Raw genomic sequence first — 16,378 nt, forward strand, 5'->3', positions numbered from 1 at the left:
GGCATGTCGTTCCTCCGCCGCCGCAGCGCCACTCCCGCCGGACCAGACTTCGACGTGCTGGCCATGGACCCCGGCGACTGGCCCGGCAACCTCGGCGCCGGCCTGCTGCCCGCACCCGACGGAAGCTGCCAGGGCGTATTCCTGCGCTACGACCTGTTCGGCGGCCGTGGCCCCGCCATGATCATCGGCAACCTCCCCGAGGGCTCCCCGGCCCGCGAGACCGCCGAGGGCGAGATCCCCTTCGAGGTCGCCCAGCTCCTGCTCGCGCTGGACAACGAGGAGGAGGTCACCGTCGTCGGCTCCGAGGACACCCCCGTCCTCCAGGGCGACAACCTGCTGATCGTCCGCCGCCTCAAGCTCTCCGAGGGCCGGATCTCCTGCGTGCAGTTCGACCGCAGCGACGGCGTCCTGGTGACCATCGCCGCCTGGGACCGCCCCATCACCGACGACCTGTACGCCCTGCTGAAGCCGCTCCCGGCGGAGCTGTTCCAGCAGGGCTGAGGCCGCCCGGTCCCGGTCCGCCTAGCGGCGGGCGGCCGCCAGGTCCACGTCCGCCGCGCGGACGAAGCCGACCCGGTGGCCGTACTGGATCTCGTAGTACAGGTCCTTGCCGGTGATCACCCGGTGCGAGTCCTCGGTGAAGGTGACCGCGTAGTAGTACTCGCCCGGCACCCGGTCACCGACGACGTACTTCTGCCCGGCCGGGATCGTGTACGGCAGCGGCACCACCGACTGCGCCGGGACGCCCGCCGGGTACGCCTCCTTCTCCGGGTAGGCGCGGCCGTACACCGGGACGCTCGCCAGACCCGCCTTCGGGGTGACCGTGACCCCGGACGCGGGGACCGCGGTGGCCTCGCGGTGCGGGTTCCGGAACCACGCCTTCTGCCCCAGGTACCAGATCGCGGTCCAGTCGCCCCAGCGGTCCGCGACCACGTACTGCTGGCCGGTGGAGACGCGTGAGGACAGGTCGTTGACACCGTCGGTCGGGGCGGTGCCCAGGCCGATGTCCTTGATCAGCGGCGCGTTCACGTCGTGGTCGGAGTAGAGCCGCACCTCGCCGGAACCGTGTGCCGGGCACGTCTCGCCCTTCGTCGTGCAGCCCGTGTAGACCGGCTGGTTGGCCGCGTAGTCCGGCAGGATCGTCACCAGGCCGGAACGGCTGGTGCCGGTGCGCTGGAAGGGGTGGCCGAGCAGCTGGAAGTAGTGCCGCCAGTCCCAGTACGGGCCGGGATCGGTGTGCATGCCGGGGATCGTGGACGTCGTCGGGCCGGGCACGTTCTCGTGGCCCAGGATGTGCTGCCGGTCCAGCGGCACGCCGTACGCACGGGACAGGTACTTCACCAGCCGGGCCGAGGAGCGGTACATCGCCTCCGTGTACCAGGCGTCCGGGTCGGTGAGGAAACCCTCGTGCTCGATGCCCACGGAGCGGGCGTTCACATCCCAGTTCCCGGCGTGCCAGGCGACATCCTTCGCCTTCACATGCTGGGCGATCAGACCGTCGGTCGAGCGGATGGTGTAGTTCCAGGAGACATAGGTCGGGTCCTGGATCAGGTTCATCACCCCGTCCCAGCCGCCCTCGGTGTCATGGATGACGATGTACTTCACCCGCTCGGCGGCCGGGCGCAGGCCCAGGTCGTGGTTGCCGTAGTCGTTGTCCCCGAACTCCTCGTACGGCGCCGGGACCGACACACAGGACACCGACCTCGGGCACTCGACGTCACCGGCGGGCGCGGTACGCAGTCCGGCCCGCTCCAACTGGGCCGTGTCGGGCTGGAGTTGCGGGCTCGCCTTCAGCTCGACCCGCTGGCCGGCGTCGGTGGTGCGCTGCTCGCCGGTGCGCAGCACGTCGTACACGTCGTTGGCGTACGCGGCGGCCGTCGCCTTGTCGTCGGCGGCGGAGAAGCGGGCCACCGCGCCGTACCAGGCGGCCGGGTCGGCGCTGAGGGGCTCGCCCAGCTCGCGCTGCGCGGCCGCCAGCAGTGCGGCGCCGCCCGCGATGTTGGCCGCCGGGTCGGTACGCAGCTCGGCCGCCGGACGGCCCGTCAGCTCCGCTGCGCGGCGCAGCGTGGTCAGCCGGGCGGGCAGCTTCGAGGGGGCGGGTGCTTCGGCTTCGGGGTGCAGCGCGGGACGCGTGTCGTCACCTCGGGCGTCCTCCGTGCCCTCCGCGTGGTGCTCCTTCGCGGCCAGCGCGGTACCCGCGTCGGTCAGGTGCATCGGGCCGTAGCCGCCGCTGACGCTGGGCGCACCGGCGTGCGCGTCCCAGCGGGACTGGAGGTAGGAGACGGCCAGCAGGACGCTCTGGGGTACGCGGTACTCGGCGGCCGCACTGCCGAAGGCGTGCTGGAGCCCGCCGTCCGGGGGATCGGTGGGCGCGGCCGGGGCGGCGCCGAGCAGCGGCAGCAGCAGGGCGGCCGTGGCGAGCGTTCCGGCGGTCCGCTTCAGGCGTCTGACACCGGGTGCGGACGACGGGTCGGGGGCGAATCCTCGCAATGCGGCCTCCTGTGACGGGCGGGGCGTGGCGGGACGGGCGGCGCCGAGCTGGGTCAGTGGTACCGGCTTGCCGACGATCCGTCAATGATGCCCTCGGGAAGATGATTTCCCACGTCACAAAGGGTTTCGGGCGAGTTTCGCGCTGATGGTGCGCGGGCCTGCGGGGCGTCAGTGGCGTATACCACTGACCCCCCGTCTCACAGGCCCGGCCCGGCATCAGGGACCGCGATGCGCCGCCGCTCGGGCGCACCGCGGTGGTCCGGGCCCGCTCTAGCGGGTGCCGACCGCCGCGCGCACGGCCCGGCGGGCCATGTGGCAGTCGTCGTGCAGCCGCCGCAGGAGCAGGCGCTGTTCCTCACCGGACGGGGTCACGCCCGAGGCGACCGGGGCCGGGGGAGTGCCGTGCATCGAGCGCTGTACAGCGGTCTCGTAGGCGCGGATCTCGCGGGTCAGCACCAGCATCAGGTTGACCAGGAAGGCGTCGCGGGAGGCCGGCCCGCCCGACTGGGCGAGCTGGCTGATCTGACGGCGCGCGTCCGGGGCGTCCCCGAGGACCAGCCAGAGGGTGGCCAGGTCGTATCCCGGCAGGTACCAGCCGGCGTGCTCCCAGTCGACCAGCACCGGGCCGGCCGGGGACATCAGGATGTTGGAGAGCAGCGCGTCGCCGTGGCAGAACTGGCCCATGCCCTGGCGGCCGGCCGCGTGCGCGATGCCGTGCAGCAGCTTCTGGAGGTCGCCCAGGTCGCGGTCGGTGAGCAGGCCCAGCTCGTGGTAGCGGGCGAGGCGGTCCGCGTAGTCCAGTGGTGCCCCGAAGGTGCCCGCCGGGGGCCGCCAGCCGTTCAGCCGGCAGATCGCGCCGAGCGCGGCCCGGATGTCCGCGCGCGGGGGCACCTCCAGCGGGTGGCGGCGGTGCGAGGCCACCCGGCCGGGCATCCGCTCGATCACCAGCGTGCAGTTGTCCGGGTCGGCCGCGATCAGCCGCGGCACGCGCACCGGCGGACGGTGCCGGACGAAGGAGCGGTAGGCAGCTATTTCGTGCCGGACCCGCTCCGCCGCCGTAGGTGTGTGGTCGAGCAGGCACTTGGCCACCGCCGTGCTGCGGCCGGTCGTCCCCACGAAGGTGACGGACCGTGGGCTGCGGCGGAGCACCTGCACCGGGGCGAACTCCGGGCAGATCCGCTGCACCGAGGCGATGGCGGTGCGGAGCTGGGCGCCCTGCGCGCCGGACAGGTCCAGCCTGCCGCTGAGCGGCTGGGAGCCGGGCTGCCCGGGAATGCGTGGTGCCCGGCCCACGCCCAGGAGGGGAGCTCCGGGTCGCGCCGCCGGGTCCAGATACGGTCCGCCGCCCACGGGGCGGGGACGTGGTGGCCGGGGCGGGGCGGACACGGAGGACGATGCTGCGTACATGGGAGATACAGATCCCTTCGTGTGCCTGCTGTGCCTGCCTGTGCGTCGTTTGTCACGAGCTGCGTGCCCACCTGGCCCGGTCCTCCCAGGCACACCCTGGGGAGTGCCCCTGGGAGGACCGGGCCGGGGTGGCGCTTTCCTACCTGACACCCGACGTCCACTGGCACACCATCTGGCGCACCCTGGCGAACCCTGGCGAATAGTCGCCCGGCAACTTGCACGGGGCTACTGTCAACTCAGCCGAGAACCTGGGGGCTTGACGTGAGCGGACAACCCAACACCCGCTTTGCGGACCTGTTCGGCATGGCCGGCTGGTCCAAGGGCGAACTCGCGCGACTGGTCAACCGGCAGGCGGCGGCCATGGGCCACCCCCAACTGTCGACGGACACCTCGCGGGTACGGCGTTGGATCGACATGGGAGAGATCCCGCGCGATCCGGTGCCGAGGGTGCTGGCGGCTCTGTTCACCGAGCGTCTCGGCCGTGTCGTGACCATGGAGGACCTCGGTCTGGTGCGGCACGGGCGTGCGGGAAAACGGCAGGGCGACGGGAAGAGCGAAGATCCCGACGGCATGCTGTGGGCGCCCGAACGAACCGCCGCGGTCCTCACCGAATTCACGGGAATGGACCTCATGCTCAACCGACGCGGCTTGGTGGGCGCGGGTGCCGCGCTCGCCGCGGGAGCCACACTCAGCAGCGCCATGCACGACTGGTTGCACACCGACCCCACGCTCCGGGCCGACGCCCCCGTCCTCGACAACCCACTGCACGCGGAACCCGCCGGATTCGACCGCTACGAGGCCGCGCCCATCGGGTCCCAGGAGGTCGAGGAACTGGAGGGTTCGGTCAAGGTGTTCCGGGCCTGGGACGCCGCCCGTGGTGGCGGCCTCCAGCGCAAGGCGGTCGTGGGCCAGCTCAACGAAGTGGGCGGCATGCTCGCCTACCACCATCCACCCCAGCTCCAGCGGCGCCTGTGGGGCGTCGCCGCCAACCTCGCGGTCCTGGCGGGCTGGATGTCCCACGACGTGGGTCTGGAGCCCACGGCGCAGAAGTACTTCGTCATCGCCACGCACGCCGCGCACGAGGGCGGCGACCGGCCCCGCGCCGGGGAGGCGCTGTCGCGGGCGGCCCGCCAGATGGTTCATCTGGGCCGCCCGGACGACGCCATGGACCTGATGAAGCTGGCCCAGTCCGGCTCGGGGGAGGAGCTGCAGCCCAGAACCAAGGCCATGTTCCACACCATCGAGGCGTGGGCGCAGGCCGCGATGGGCCGGGGGCAGGCGATGCGCCGCACCCTCGGCCAGGCCGAGGACCTGTTCGTCTCCGACCGCCAGGACACCCGGCAGCCGGACTGGATGCAGACCTTCAAGGACGAGGATCTGTACGGCATGCAGGCCCTTGCCTACCGCACGCTCGCCGAGCACGACCCGAGCGCGGCCGTGCACGCCCAGCACTACGCCCAGAAGGCGCTGGCCCTCAGGACCGACGGGCGGGAGCGGTCGAAGATCTTCGACCATCTCTCCATGGCCTCGGCCTGCTTCATCGCGGACGACCCCGAACAGGCGGACCGGTACGCCCGGTTGGCGCTGATGGCGATGGGAGCCAACTCCTCCCGTCGCACCTGGGACCGGCTGCGCGAGATGTACCGGCTCACCGCCGAGTACGCGAGCTACCCGAAGGTCGGTGAACTGCGCGAGGAGATCAGGGAGGCCCTGCCCAAGCCCCGGAGCCGCAACACAGGCGCGGCACCGGCGTAACAGAGGTCCGCGCTACCCGGAGACCCTGGCGACGAGCACACAGGCGTCGCCGTGCCGCCCCGCGCCCAGCTCCCCGGCCAGCAACCGCACGCACTCCCGCGCGGTAGGGGCCGTACTCAGCCGTGGGCCGAGACCGAGCAGGCGTGCCACGTCCGGCTCGCTCAGCCGCTCGGTGTGCAGCATGAGTAAGTCGCCCGGTCGCAGGGCCAGTTCGGCCTGCCCGTAGGGGGAGTCCGCACCCGGTGGCGGGTCGTCCGGTGCGGTGAGCCGGCGCCCCGTCCCGTCGCGGAACAACAGCGGGACGGGGCGCCCCGACCGGGCCCAGGTGAAGTTACGGTTCTGCGGCTCGTAACGGCAGCAGACCGCACCGCGCAAGAAGGTGGTGGTTTTCAACTGGTTCAGTATCGCGAGCAGTTGAGCAGGTGGGATGGCCGCCAGAGCCAGGCCGTGCACGGCGCCGAGCAGGGTGGCGGGGTCCGGGCCGGTGAGGTCACCGACGCTCAACAGGAGTGCTCCGCCCGGTAGTTCCAGCACATCGCACCAGTCGGCCGCCGCTGGGACGGGCGGTGCGCCGGCCGTGTGGTGTACCGCGAGGTCGAGTGTCGGCGGCCCCTGAAGCGGAGGCCGGCGAGCGGGGGGCGGTTCCGGGGCCGTGCCCGACGGCCGCGCCTGCAGCTGGAGTTCGCTCACGTCCCGGATCAGGGCCCACATGGAGACGGCGTCGCCGTCCGTGCCCAGCACCGGCTCACCCCTCATGTGCACGGTCCGTACCGAGTCGTCGGGCCGCCGCACGCGGAACTCGCCGTCGATCGGCCGGGCGTCCACCAGGCAGCCCGTCACCATCGCGGTGAGGCGTGGCCGGTCCTCCTCGTGAACCAGCGCCGGGAGTTCGTCCAGGGTGAGCGCGGGCGCGGACGGGTCCAGGCCCAGGATGCGGTACAGCTCCACCGACCAGTCGGCTTCGTCGGTGAGCAAACCCCACTCCGCCCGGCCGACCCGGCCGGACGGCACGCCCTCGGGATGCCCGGCGGGCGGGCGGTCCGCGGAGACCGAGGGCGGCATGACGCACTCCGAGGGGACGGTAGGGCCAGGGGGAACGGAGGGAGCGCTACGACTGTGGCACAGCCCGCGATGCCCCGTAAGGGATTTGGCAACACACGATACGGGGGTGCTTCTGGCATATGCCAGAGTCTTCGAGGAGTGGTTCGTGCGGTCCCGGAGGCTAAGCGCCGCGCCGGTCAAGTCGTAGTCCGCGTACGGGACTTGTCCCATAGGTGTGGACTCCGGCGCGGTGCTCGGCCATGCGTTCGCCGCTCACCTGTTCCTGTGCGTCAGCCGAGTCCGATCGCCTTGTCGGCCTTCGCACGGGTCGGCTGCCACCACGTCGTCACCGGCTCCCAGACACGGACCTCCCGGCCGGTGCCGAGGCGCGCGGCCGAGAAGTCCCGGCCGTACCGGGACGCCGAGGCCGACACCCCGATCCAGGGGGAGCGCCGCGCCTCCGGGTCGGCGGGGTCGCCGATGGTGCGCACCGCCCCATAGGCCGTCCTGCCGGCGTCCAGCCGGTAGGTGCCCCGGCCGCCCTCGGGCGTCGGCAGTGCGGCGCCGTCCAGCTCACCGAAGGTGATCGTCGGAACCCGGTCCACGAGACACGCGCGCGAGCCGGAGTTGGTCACCGAGAAGCGGACGACGGTCGTCCTCCCCTTCACCGCCTTGGCGTGGATGTCGAGCGCCTTCGCGGCACACCGGGCGGGCGCGGCCTGGTGCTGCGGGGCCGCCTGGCCGGGCGCGGCGGCCAGCAGCAGCGCGGCGGAGGCGGCGAGGACGGGCGCGGTGTGGACGGTACGGATACGCATGAAGGGGTCCCCCTGTCACGATCGGGTCCGGTCGGCGGGCTGGGGCCGCGCCTACCCAGTGTGACGCCGGACATGACCTCACAGTTGCGGCGTCACGCTGCGTTCAGGACTCACTGGCCCGTCGACAAGGTCGAGCTCCACGCCTTCCCGTCGGCCGGGCACGAGCTGCGGTCGGGCGGCAGCGTGCCGTACATCAGGAAGTCGTCGACCTTGCGGTGCACGCACTTGGACGAGGCGTAGCCGGTGTGCCCGTCGCCCTTGTTGTCGAGCACCACCGCCGAGGACCCCAGCCGCCGTGCCGTCTCCTCGGCCCAGCGGTACGGCGTCGCCGGGTCGCCGCGCGTGCCGACCAGCAGCATCCGCGAGGACGGCACGTCCTTCACCGAGTCCCTGATGTAGTCGGTGCCCTTCGGGCGGCCGTAGCACATCAGCAACTGGGTGAGCCGGTAGCGGCCGAACACCGGGGACGCGGCGTCGTAGGAGGCGCGCAGGTCGGTGAGGTCCTTGGTGAGGCGGGCGGCGGTCGGCCGGTCCGGGTCGTCCGCGCAGTTGACCGCCATCAGCGCGGCCGTCAGGTTGTCGATCGGCACCTGCCCCGGATCGGTCAGCCCGCCGTGGTTCTTCCCGGCCCCGGCCCCGGCCCCGTTCGCCCGCATCGGCAGCCCGAAGCCGCCCGAGGCGAAGCTGAGCACCCGGCGCGCGTCCCCGTCCTCCACCAGCGAGGCGAGCGCCCGCTCCAGCGACGGCCACAGCTCCTTGCTGTACAGGCCCTGCCCGATGGCGCCCACCAGATCCTGCCCGGAGAAGGTGCCGCCGAAGTCGGTCGGTACGGGGTTGGCGTCCAGCGAGCGCACGAGCTGGACGACCTGGTCGTCCGCCACCCGCCGGTCCTGGCCGAACGGACAGCCCACGTCCGTCACGCACCAGTCCAGGAAACCCTCCAGCGCCGTCTGCTGGCCCTGGGCGCCCGCCACCCCTTGCTCGGACAGCGGTTCGGTCAGCGTGTCGACCCCGTCCAGGACCATCCTGCCGGCCTTGTGCGGGAACTGCGCCGCGTACACCGCGCCGAGCCGGGTGCCGTAGGAGAAGCCCAGGTAGTCCAGCTTCTTCTGGCCGAGGGCCTGGCGGATGACGTCCATGTCGCGGGCCGCGTCCACGGTGCCTATGTGCCCCAGCACCGGCCCGGAGTGCTTGGTGCACAGTTCCGCGGCCTGTCGGAGCAAAGTCATGAGCCGCTGCGGACTGCCGGCGTCGACACCGGCGTCCGAACCGGAGGAGTCCGACGAGTCCGACGGGGGTTCCTCGCCGACGCCGCAGCTCACGGGGGAGGACCGGCCGACCCCGCGCGGGTCGAAGGAGACCACGTCGGAGCCGTTGGTGAGGTCCATGAACTCCTTGCCTCCGGCCGCGAGCTGGTTCACGCCCGAGGCGCCGGGTCCGCCGAAGTTCAGGAGCACCGCGCGGTGCCCGGAGCCGGTCGTGCGGTAGCGGGCCAGCGCCAGATCGAGCGTGCCCGCCTTGGGGTGCGCGTAGTCCAGTGGGACGGTCACCTTGCCGCACTGGAGATCCCTCGGCATGTCCGGGCCCGCGCAGCGGCCCCAGGCGACCTTCTGTTCGTAGAAGCGGGCCATGCCCGGCCGGTCGGCCTGTTCGGACCGGGACTCGGCGGCCAACGCCGCCGGCAGGCTCGCGCCGACCAGCGCCAGGGCGAGCACACCCGTACCCGCGCCGCGCCGTACCGCGGACCGTCTGGACTGCTGCTTCACCTTGGCCGGCATCGCTCGCCTCCCAGGGCGCCGCCGCCCTGAACAGGGGGGCACCGTCCTCACCATAAGCGGGTCCCGCACCGGTCGCCTCCCGGCCGTCCGGGCGTCACCTCCGGTCCGGCGCCGCCGGTGCCGCCTCCTCCGGCCGGGTGAACGGTCCACCTATCCGCGTGGCCGACGCGACAACGGCTTGACGTGTGTTTCGAACGATCGTGCCCCCCGAACGGGTGAAAGCCGCACAGGCCATAACCCGAGCGGTCCGTACGCGTTCTATGTGGTGCGGGTGACTGCCCGCTACGACTTCTGGAAGGCAGGGAACCTATGAAACGGGCTACCCGAAACGGTGTGATCGGCGTCGCCGCCGCCTCCGGTGCGATGGCCATGGCCATGCCCGTCTCCGCCGCTTTCGCGGCTGGTGGTGCCACCGCCGACGGCGCCGCTGTCGGCTCGCCCGGTGTGCTCTCCGGCAACACCGTCCAGGCCCCGGTCAGCGTCCCGCTGAACGCGTGCGGCAACAGCGTCGACGTGGTCGGGCTCCTCAACCCGGCCTTCGGCAACTCCTGCGCGAACACCGGCTCCGACAGCGGCGGCGCGGTGAGCAACGGCGGTTCCGGCAGCAACGCCGGGGGCAGCAGTACCGGTGGCAGCCAGACCGGCAACGTGGGGGGTGGCGGCGCCACGGCGCACAGCGTCACCCAGGGCTCGCCCGGCGTGCTCTCCGGCAACGACATCCAAGTGCCGGTCGACATCCCGGTGAACGCCTGCGGCAACAGCGTGGACGTCGTCGGCGCCCTCAACCCGGCCTTCGGCAACCACTGCGGGAACCACTCCGAGGCGCCGACCGCGCCGCCCATGGCGCCGCCCAAGCACCAGCCCCCCGCCCCGCCGAAGCACCAGCCTCCGGCGCCGCCGAAGTACCAGCCTCCGGCGCCGCCGAACCACCGGCCTCCGGCGCCGCCGAAGACCGTGGTGCCGCCCACCCACGAGACGCCGCCCAGCCTGGCGCACACCGGAGCGGACTTCGCCGCCCCGGCGCTGGCCGGCAGCGCGGCCTTCCTGGTGGCGGGCGCGGCCCTGTACCGGCGTCACCGCCCGGGCAGCATGGTCTGATCCCGCTCCACCGCACGGCCCCACCGACCCAGCACCACTCGGTGGGGCCTTTGTAGTGCCTGCGCCCGGTACGGACGCGCCCCGCGCGGTCCCGGCGTGACGCGGGGCCGCCCGATCGGGAAGGATGCGGCGCGAGCGACCCCCCCCGACACCCCGGAAACGGAGCGCAGCGATGACGTCACCGGCCCCCCAGGAGTTCACCGTCACCCAGGCCACCCTGGACGACTGGCCGGTGATCAGCGGCTGGGCGGCGGCCGAAGGCTGGAATCCGGGACTCTCCGACGGCCCCGCCTTCTTCGCCCAGGACCCCGAGGGCTTCTTCCTGGGCCGTATCGACGGCGACCCGGTGTCCGCGATCTCCGTCGTCAACTACGGCACGGAGTACGCCTTCCTCGGCTGCTACCTCGTCCGCCCCGACCTGCGCGGCCACGGTTATGGCCTCACCACCTGGAAGACCGCGCTCGCCCACGCGGGCGAGCGCACCGTCGGCCTGGACGGCGTCGTCGACCAGCAGGGCAACTACCGCCGCTCCGGCTTCGAACTCGCCCACCGCACCGCCCGCTACACCGGCGCCGCCCCGGCGGCCGAGCCGCCCACCGGAGTCCGCCACGCCCAGCCCGGCGACCTCGACGCCATCACCCGCTACGACAGCGAGTGCACCCCGGCCGACCGCCCCCGCTTCCTCGCCGAGTGGCTCACCGCCCCCGGCCACCACACCTACGTACGCCATGACGGCGAGCACCTCACCGGCTACGGCGTGATCCGCCCCGGCGCGGACAGCCTGCGCATCGGCCCCCTCTTCGCCGACACCCCCGAGGACGCGCGCGCCCTGTTCGCCGCCCTCACCGCCGACCACACCGGACGGCAGATCGCCATCGACGTACCCGAGCCGAACAAGGCGGGCGTCGAGATGGCCCTCGCGGCGGGGCTCACCCCTTCCTTCGAGACCGCCCGCATGTACACCGGCCCGGTCCGCGAGCACGCCGCCGAGCGGGTTTTCGGCATCACCACGCTCGAACTCGGCTGACCGCGGAGCTGGTTCGGGGTAATTCCGTTGCCCGGTCCCGGCCCGGATGCTGGAGTGACCGCATGGATCACGCCGCGGTACTCGCCCGCTACGACCTCGAGATGCGGCAGAACGCCCGCCCCGACGCGCCCGGCGCCCGGATCGAGCGGGCGGGCGCCGTGGTGCGCCAGGTCGCGGGCGAGCGGGGCTGGAACGGCGTCGTCTGGTCCGGCCTCGACGCGGCCGGAGCCGATCGCGCGATCGCGGAGCAGATCGCGTACTTCACGGACCTGGGCCGGGACTTCGAATGGAAGCTCTACGGCCACGACGGGCCGGAGGATCTGGGCGAGCGTCTGATCGCGGCGGGGTTCCGGGCCGAGGACCCCGAGACTTTGATGGTCGGCGCGATCGCGGACCTCACCCTGGAGGAACGGCTCCCGGACGGCGTCCGCCTGGTCCGGGCCGCCGACGCGGCCGGCGTCGACCTCGTGGTGACGGTGCACGAGAGGGTGTTCGGCACCGACGGCACCGCCCTGCGCGACCATCTCCTGGCCCGGCTCGCGGCCGACCCCGGTACGGTCCTCGCCGTCGTCGCGCTGGCCGCGGACGAGCCGGTGGCCTCCGCCCGGCTGGAGCTGGTGCCGGGCGGAGACTTCGCCGGACTCTGGGGCGGCGGCACCGTCGCGGAGTGGCGGGGCCGGGGCCTGTACCGCGCCCTGGTCGCCCATCGCACCCGCGTCGCCGCCGCCCACGGCTGCCGTCATGTCCAGGTGGACGCCTCCGCCATGAGCCGTCCCGTCCTGGAGCGCCTCGGGCTGCATGCCCTGACCACCACGACGCCGTATCTGTACGAGAGGTGACCCTGGGGGTCAGCGGCGGCGGCCCACTGTCCGGTCCAGCGCGGCGATGCCGACCGCGGCCAGCGCGATCTGGATCAGCCACTCGATCCAGTCCGGCCCGTCGGTGTTCGCGACACCCAGGGCCGCCGCGATGGCCGTTCCCAGGAGTGCGGCCACGATGCCGACGAGGATGGTGACGATCACGCCGATGTGCTGGCGTCCCGGCACGACCAGCCGTCCGAGCACACCGATCACGATGCCGATGATGACGGCGCTGATGAGTCCTGAAATCTCCATGTCCACCCCTAGTGGTCTCGGCCCTTGCTGCTGTGCCGTGTGCCCGCTGCCGATGGGGTCACTCCACTCCGGCGCCGCCCCGGCGCACCCGCACCTGGAGAGTGCCCGTGGCGGCGGCTGTCGACGCGGCTGGAGGCGGGATGTCAGGAGGCGGGGACCGTCCGTTCCGGGGTGTTCCACCCGGAGACCCGTACCCGTGGTGCCGAGCCGCACAGGTCCGCCGTGCGGTAGGAGGCGGTGAGCGTCACCGACTCGCCCGGCCAGAGCCCGACCTGGTTGTCCGACCAGCGCACCGGCAGCACCGGCCGGCCCTTGGTGTCGACCAGATGGACGTCCGTCAGCAGGGCGGGCGTCCGGCCGCCGCCGGTGCGGCGCAGGGTCACCTTCGTGATGGACAGCGCGCCCGAGGAGCGGGTGGTGGCGGTGGCCGACACCGGCACCCGTGCCATGGCGGAGAGGCCCCTGAGGTCGGCGTAGGCGGTCGTCGGGGTGTAGTACCAGTCGGTGTGCGCCCAGTCGAGGGTGTCGGGGAGGGTGGAGAGCCAGTACACGTTCCGGCTCACCTCCCGGCCGTCGGGGCCGGTGAGCACCAGGCGCAGCAGGTGGGTCCGGGAGGTGCCGCCGACCCTCTCGGGCAGCGTGAACGCGGTGCCGTGCGCACCGTCGCCGGGGACGCGCAGCCCGGTCAGGGTGCGGTCGTAGCGCGGGGTGCCGTCCGGGTCGAAGAGGGTGGCCCGCGCGGTGAGGCCGGCGGCGGGGGAGTGGTGGTCGTTGACGACGACCACCGAGCGGTCGTCGTAGGAGTACTGGACGTGCAGTGGCTCGCCCGCTTTCTTGGCACCGAAGTAGGCGCCGTTCTGGTCGAGATAGCGGTCCATGAGCTGCCAGTGCAGCGAGGTCCAGCCGCTGTTGAGCATCCAGTGGACGATCCCGGTGGCCGGCTTGCCGGCGTCGTGCGCGTTGCGGCGGTACGCCTCGAACTCGGCGCGGACGTTCTCGTACTGGGCGATCTGCGCCTTGCGCACGTAGTCGGTGAGGCCGGCCGGGGCGCCGTAGCGGGCGGTGAGGGCGTCGTTGTAGAGCTTGAGGGTGGAGAAGATCGCCGACGGGGAGCGGTGGTACTGCTTGGCCGCCGGGGTCTTCCACAGGGTGTCCAACTCGGCGGGGGTCATCATCCGGCGCAGGGTGTCCAGGGTGGGGATGCTGGGGCCCGCGCTGGTCTCGGAGTTGAAGCCGGTGGCGCCGCCCTCGCGCTTGGCGTACCAGTAGGCGGGCGGTACCCAGTCGTAGGGGCCGCTCATCTTCATGCCCGAACGGCCCAGTTCCGGCGAAGCCTCGTCGGAGGCGGCCGGGACGACGGGGGTGGGCCAGTCGGCCGCTGTCAGCGCGTCCAGGTAGTTCTTCTCGATCGTGGCGTTCGGTGCCGCGTCACTGCCGATCAGGAAGGAGATGACACTCGGGTGGGCGCGCAGCCGCGCCGCCTCGGCGGCCATGGACGCCTTCGCCACCGCGTGGTCGTCCGCGTCCCACTTCTCCCCGGAGCCGTCCTCGTTGACCTGGCCCTCCCACTTGTCGCAGCACTCCCAGCCCGGCAGCGTGAGCACACCGAGCCGGTCGGCCAGGTCGAAGAACTCGTCCGGCTCGATGTGCCCTTCCAGCCGGACCGTGTTCAGCCCGAGGTCGAGGACGTACCGCAGCCGGTCCTCCACATAGCGCCGGTCCCAGCGCAGGAACTGGTCCGGCGACCAGCCGCCGCCCCGGATCAGCAGCGGGCGCCCGTTGATCCGGTACTGGCGGGCGCCGTCCTTGTTCAGGGGCGCCCGGACGTCACGGATGCCGAAGGTCTCGTGCGCGCTGTCGGAGACGGCACCGGCGACGGAGGCGGTGAGCCTGAGGTCGTACAGCGGCTGGCCGCCCATTCCCGCGGGCCACCATACGCGCGGGGACCGCAGGCGCAGGCCGGGGACGTCGGCGGGGGAGAAGGCGATGCTGCGCGACTCGTGTGGGGCGAGCGGGACCCGGCGGGCGAGCGTGGTCCCGGCGACGCTGCCGGTGACCAGGGCGGTGACCGCGCGGCCGGTGTCGTTGCGCACCCGTGCCCTCACGGTCAGGTCGGCGGTCGCCAGCGACGGCACGGCCAGATCGGTCACCACATGGGCGTCGCCCAGCGCGACCGGGCCACCCCGCCGGACCAGGACGTCCCGGACCAGCCCCATGTTCTGGTCCGGGGGCGGCTGGAGCCAGTCGAGCCAGCCCATGCTGAGGTCCCGGTCGGGATCGTTGGGCCGGACCCGGAAGGCGACCGTGTTCCGGCCGGGCCGCACCAGCTGGGTGATGTCCAGCTCGTGTCGCGTGTACGCGCCCTTGACCTGCGCGTCCGTCGCCACCCGGTGGCCGTTGACGTACACCTCGGCGGCCGGGACGACTCCGCTGAAGTCGAGCCGGGTGCGCCGGGAGGTGTCGTCCACAGTGAAGTCGGAGCGGTACCACCAGGGCACCTTGAAGTCGGCCTTCGGAATCTTGCTCAGGTTGGTCGAGCGGAACGGGTCCGGGTAGCGGCCCTCGGCCAGCAGGGCGGCGAGGACCGTGGAGCGGGGGCCCGCGTGGTGCCAGCCGCGCGCCGGGTAGCCGGGGGAGGAGACGGTGGCCGCCGAGTCGCTCACCTTCGCCGTGGACTGCAGGGCGAAGGAGGCCAGCGGACTGACCGAGACCGCTGTGTCCGGGACGCGGGTCGCTCCGGGGGCCGGAAGCGGTGCCGGCGCGTGGGCCTTCGGGTCCGCCCGGGCGGTGCCGGTGAGGGTGCCGATCAGGCCGAGGAACGCGGCGGCCGTGGCGAGGCGGCGGCCGGGGGCGGGGCGAGCGGACAGGGCGGTCTCCAGCCTCGTGAGGTCAAGGAACGCTATGGCCCGGCTCAAGCTAGAAAGTGCCGCGAACCCTGTCAAAGACCTCCGGCCAGGACGCGCCGCCCGCGCGCACGAGGAGGCCGGTCCGCTCCGGCGGACCGGCCTCGCGTCCTTCGTTGTCGGTGGGAGTCTGCGTACGGTCCTCCTTCCGTCGAACCGAGCGGACTCGACCGCGTCCGGTGGGCCTGCGGTGGAGTGCCGCGTATCGCGTATCTGGCTATTCTGCGCCTTTTATTCCCGTATGGGTAGGGGTGTTCGCACAATACTTCGACCGGATTCCGACCCCCGTCCCCCCTCGTCCGGGTCCCGCTCAGACGGCCGCCTCCAGCGGCTCCCGTCGCTCCATGCCGGAGCGCAGGCGGTGCAGGCCCCGGCGGGCGTGGCTCTTTACCGTGCCGAGCGGCCAGCCCGTGCGGGCGGCGATCTGCGGCTGGGTGAGGTCCTCGTAGAAGGCCAGGTAGAGCACCCGGCGCTGGGCGGCCGGCAGCCGTCCCAGCTCGCGGCGGACCACAAGCCGGTCGAGCACCGTCTCCGGGTCGGCGGCGGTCTCGGCGCCGAGGGCGGCGCGGGACAGGGACGCGGCCGCAGCCGCGACCAGCTCGCCCCGCCGGGCACGTGCCGCCAGCGCGTCGAAGATCTTGCGTCGGGTGATGCCGACGATCCAGCCGCCCAGCGGGCCCCGGTCCGGCCGGTAGCCCGCACGGCCCCGCCACACCCCGAGGAACACCTGCTGGGTCACGTCCTCCGCCTCACCGGCGTTCCCCAGCGCGCGGCGGGCGAGGGCGTACACCAGCGAGGACCAGCGCCGGTACACGGCCGCGAGACAGTCCTCGTCCCCCGCGACCAGGCCCCGCGCCAGCTCCTCGTCGTCACAGCCGTCCCCGGCCGGGGCCACGGGCGGCGCGGCGGTGGCGGGCGGGGACGGGTACGAGCTCATGGCCTGGCTCCT

General features: G+C 72.8%; 13 protein-coding genes. 5 read left to right on the forward strand and 8 right to left on the reverse strand.

What is annotated here, in order from left to right; translation table 11 throughout:
* Nucleotides 1–3 precede the first annotated feature (3 nt).
* Nucleotides 4–501: a hypothetical protein gene (locus E5082_RS29555; RefSeq protein ID WP_086695114.1), complete on the forward strand. Its 498-nt coding sequence runs from the start codon at nt 4–6 to the stop codon at nt 499–501.
* Between the two features lie 21 nt (nt 502–522).
* On the opposite strand, the gene E5082_RS29560 is transcribed toward E5082_RS29555, so the two are convergent.
* Nucleotides 523–2,490, reverse strand: a complete 1,968-nt coding sequence (locus tag E5082_RS29560; protein ID WP_135794317.1) for an N-acetylmuramoyl-L-alanine amidase — start codon at nt 2,488–2,490, stop codon at nt 523–525.
* A gap of 270 nt (nt 2,491–2,760) precedes the next feature.
* Complete coding sequence (locus E5082_RS29565; RefSeq protein WP_135794318.1) at nt 2,761–3,897, reverse strand: aminoglycoside phosphotransferase family protein; 1,137 nt, start codon at nt 3,895–3,897, stop codon at nt 2,761–2,763.
* Between the two features lie 261 nt (nt 3,898–4,158).
* On the opposite strand from E5082_RS29565, the gene E5082_RS29570 reads away from it, so the two are divergent.
* Complete coding sequence (locus E5082_RS29570; RefSeq protein WP_135794319.1) at nt 4,159–5,652, forward strand: DNA-binding protein NsdB; 1,494 nt, start codon at nt 4,159–4,161, stop codon at nt 5,650–5,652.
* Nucleotides 5,653–5,664: 12 nt separating this feature from the next.
* On the opposite strand, the gene E5082_RS29575 is transcribed toward E5082_RS29570, so the two are convergent.
* The 3 genes from E5082_RS29575 to E5082_RS29585 all read right to left on the reverse strand — a co-directional run bounded on the left by E5082_RS29575 (nt 5,665) and on the right by E5082_RS29585 (nt 9,286).
* Nucleotides 5,665–6,714, reverse strand: coding sequence for a SpoIIE family protein phosphatase (locus E5082_RS29575; RefSeq protein ID WP_229919041.1), 1,050 nt, complete (start codon nt 6,712–6,714; stop codon nt 5,665–5,667).
* A 269-nt stretch (nt 6,715–6,983) separates the two neighbouring features.
* Entirely contained in the window at nt 6,984–7,508 is a 525-nt protein-coding gene (locus E5082_RS29580; protein WP_135794321.1) for a DUF4232 domain-containing protein, read from the reverse strand.
* Nucleotides 7,509–7,618: 110 nt separating this feature from the next.
* On the reverse strand, nt 7,619–9,286 hold the full coding sequence (locus E5082_RS29585) for an alpha/beta hydrolase (RefSeq protein WP_135794322.1): 1,668 nt from the start codon (nt 9,284–9,286) through the stop codon (nt 7,619–7,621).
* Between the two features lie 333 nt (nt 9,287–9,619).
* Here E5082_RS29585 and E5082_RS29590 point away from each other — a divergent pair, with 333 nt between their 5' ends.
* The 3 genes from E5082_RS29590 to E5082_RS29600 all read left to right on the forward strand — a co-directional run bounded on the left by E5082_RS29590 (nt 9,620) and on the right by E5082_RS29600 (nt 12,250).
* A complete protein-coding gene (locus tag E5082_RS29590; RefSeq protein WP_135794323.1) occupies nt 9,620–10,384 on the forward strand; it encodes a chaplin in 765 nt (254 codons plus the stop codon).
* Between the two features lie 172 nt (nt 10,385–10,556).
* Nucleotides 10,557–11,411: a GNAT family N-acetyltransferase gene (locus E5082_RS29595; protein ID WP_135794324.1), complete on the forward strand. Its 855-nt coding sequence runs from the start codon at nt 10,557–10,559 to the stop codon at nt 11,409–11,411.
* 62 nt (nt 11,412–11,473) lie between these two features.
* Nucleotides 11,474–12,250 (forward strand): GNAT family N-acetyltransferase, encoded by a 777-nt coding sequence (locus E5082_RS29600; protein WP_135794325.1) that lies wholly within the window; start codon nt 11,474–11,476, stop codon nt 12,248–12,250.
* Nucleotides 12,251–12,259: 9 nt separating this feature from the next.
* Here E5082_RS29600 and E5082_RS29605 read toward each other — a convergent pair whose 3' ends face one another.
* The 3 genes from E5082_RS29605 to E5082_RS29615 all read right to left on the reverse strand — a co-directional run bounded on the left by E5082_RS29605 (nt 12,260) and on the right by E5082_RS29615 (nt 16,366).
* Nucleotides 12,260–12,526, reverse strand: a complete 267-nt coding sequence (locus E5082_RS29605; RefSeq protein ID WP_135794326.1) for a GlsB/YeaQ/YmgE family stress response membrane protein — start codon at nt 12,524–12,526, stop codon at nt 12,260–12,262.
* Between the two features lie 143 nt (nt 12,527–12,669).
* Complete coding sequence (locus E5082_RS29610; RefSeq protein ID WP_135794389.1) at nt 12,670–15,393, reverse strand: glycoside hydrolase family 2 protein; 2,724 nt, start codon at nt 15,391–15,393, stop codon at nt 12,670–12,672.
* Between the two features lie 346 nt (nt 15,394–15,739).
* Nucleotides 15,740–16,366, reverse strand: a complete 627-nt coding sequence (locus E5082_RS29615) for a sigma-70 family RNA polymerase sigma factor (RefSeq protein ID WP_135794327.1) — start codon at nt 16,364–16,366, stop codon at nt 15,740–15,742.
* Nucleotides 16,367–16,378: the final 12 nt, after the last annotated feature.

It is taken from the genome of Streptomyces griseoluteus (assembly GCF_004784465.1).
Lineage (GTDB): Bacteria > Actinomycetota > Actinomycetes > Streptomycetales > Streptomycetaceae > Streptomyces > Streptomyces griseoluteus.

Bases quoted from the DNA above. Each gene is read 5' to 3' on its own strand.
- E5082_RS29555 (WP_086695114.1), top strand. From the start codon at position 4: ATGTCGTTCCTCCGCCGCCGCAGCGCCACTCCCGCCGGACCAGACTTC.
- E5082_RS29565 (WP_135794318.1), bottom strand. From the start codon at position 3,897: ATGTACGCAGCATCGTCCTCCGTGTCCGCCCCGCCCCGGCCACCACGT.
- E5082_RS29575 (WP_229919041.1), bottom strand. From the start codon at position 6,714: ATGCCGCCCTCGGTCTCCGCGGACCGCCCGCCCGCCGGGCATCCCGAG.
- E5082_RS29580 (WP_135794321.1), bottom strand. From the start codon at position 7,508: ATGCGTATCCGTACCGTCCACACCGCGCCCGTCCTCGCCGCCTCCGCC.
- E5082_RS29585 (WP_135794322.1), bottom strand. From the start codon at position 9,286: ATGCCGGCCAAGGTGAAGCAGCAGTCCAGACGGTCCGCGGTACGGCGC.
- E5082_RS29595 (WP_135794324.1), top strand. From the start codon at position 10,557: ATGACGTCACCGGCCCCCCAGGAGTTCACCGTCACCCAGGCCACCCTG.
- E5082_RS29600 (WP_135794325.1), top strand. From the start codon at position 11,474: ATGGATCACGCCGCGGTACTCGCCCGCTACGACCTCGAGATGCGGCAG.
- E5082_RS29605 (WP_135794326.1), bottom strand. From the start codon at position 12,526: ATGGAGATTTCAGGACTCATCAGCGCCGTCATCATCGGCATCGTGATC.
- E5082_RS29615 (WP_135794327.1), bottom strand. From the start codon at position 16,366: ATGAGCTCGTACCCGTCCCCGCCCGCCACCGCCGCGCCGCCCGTGGCC.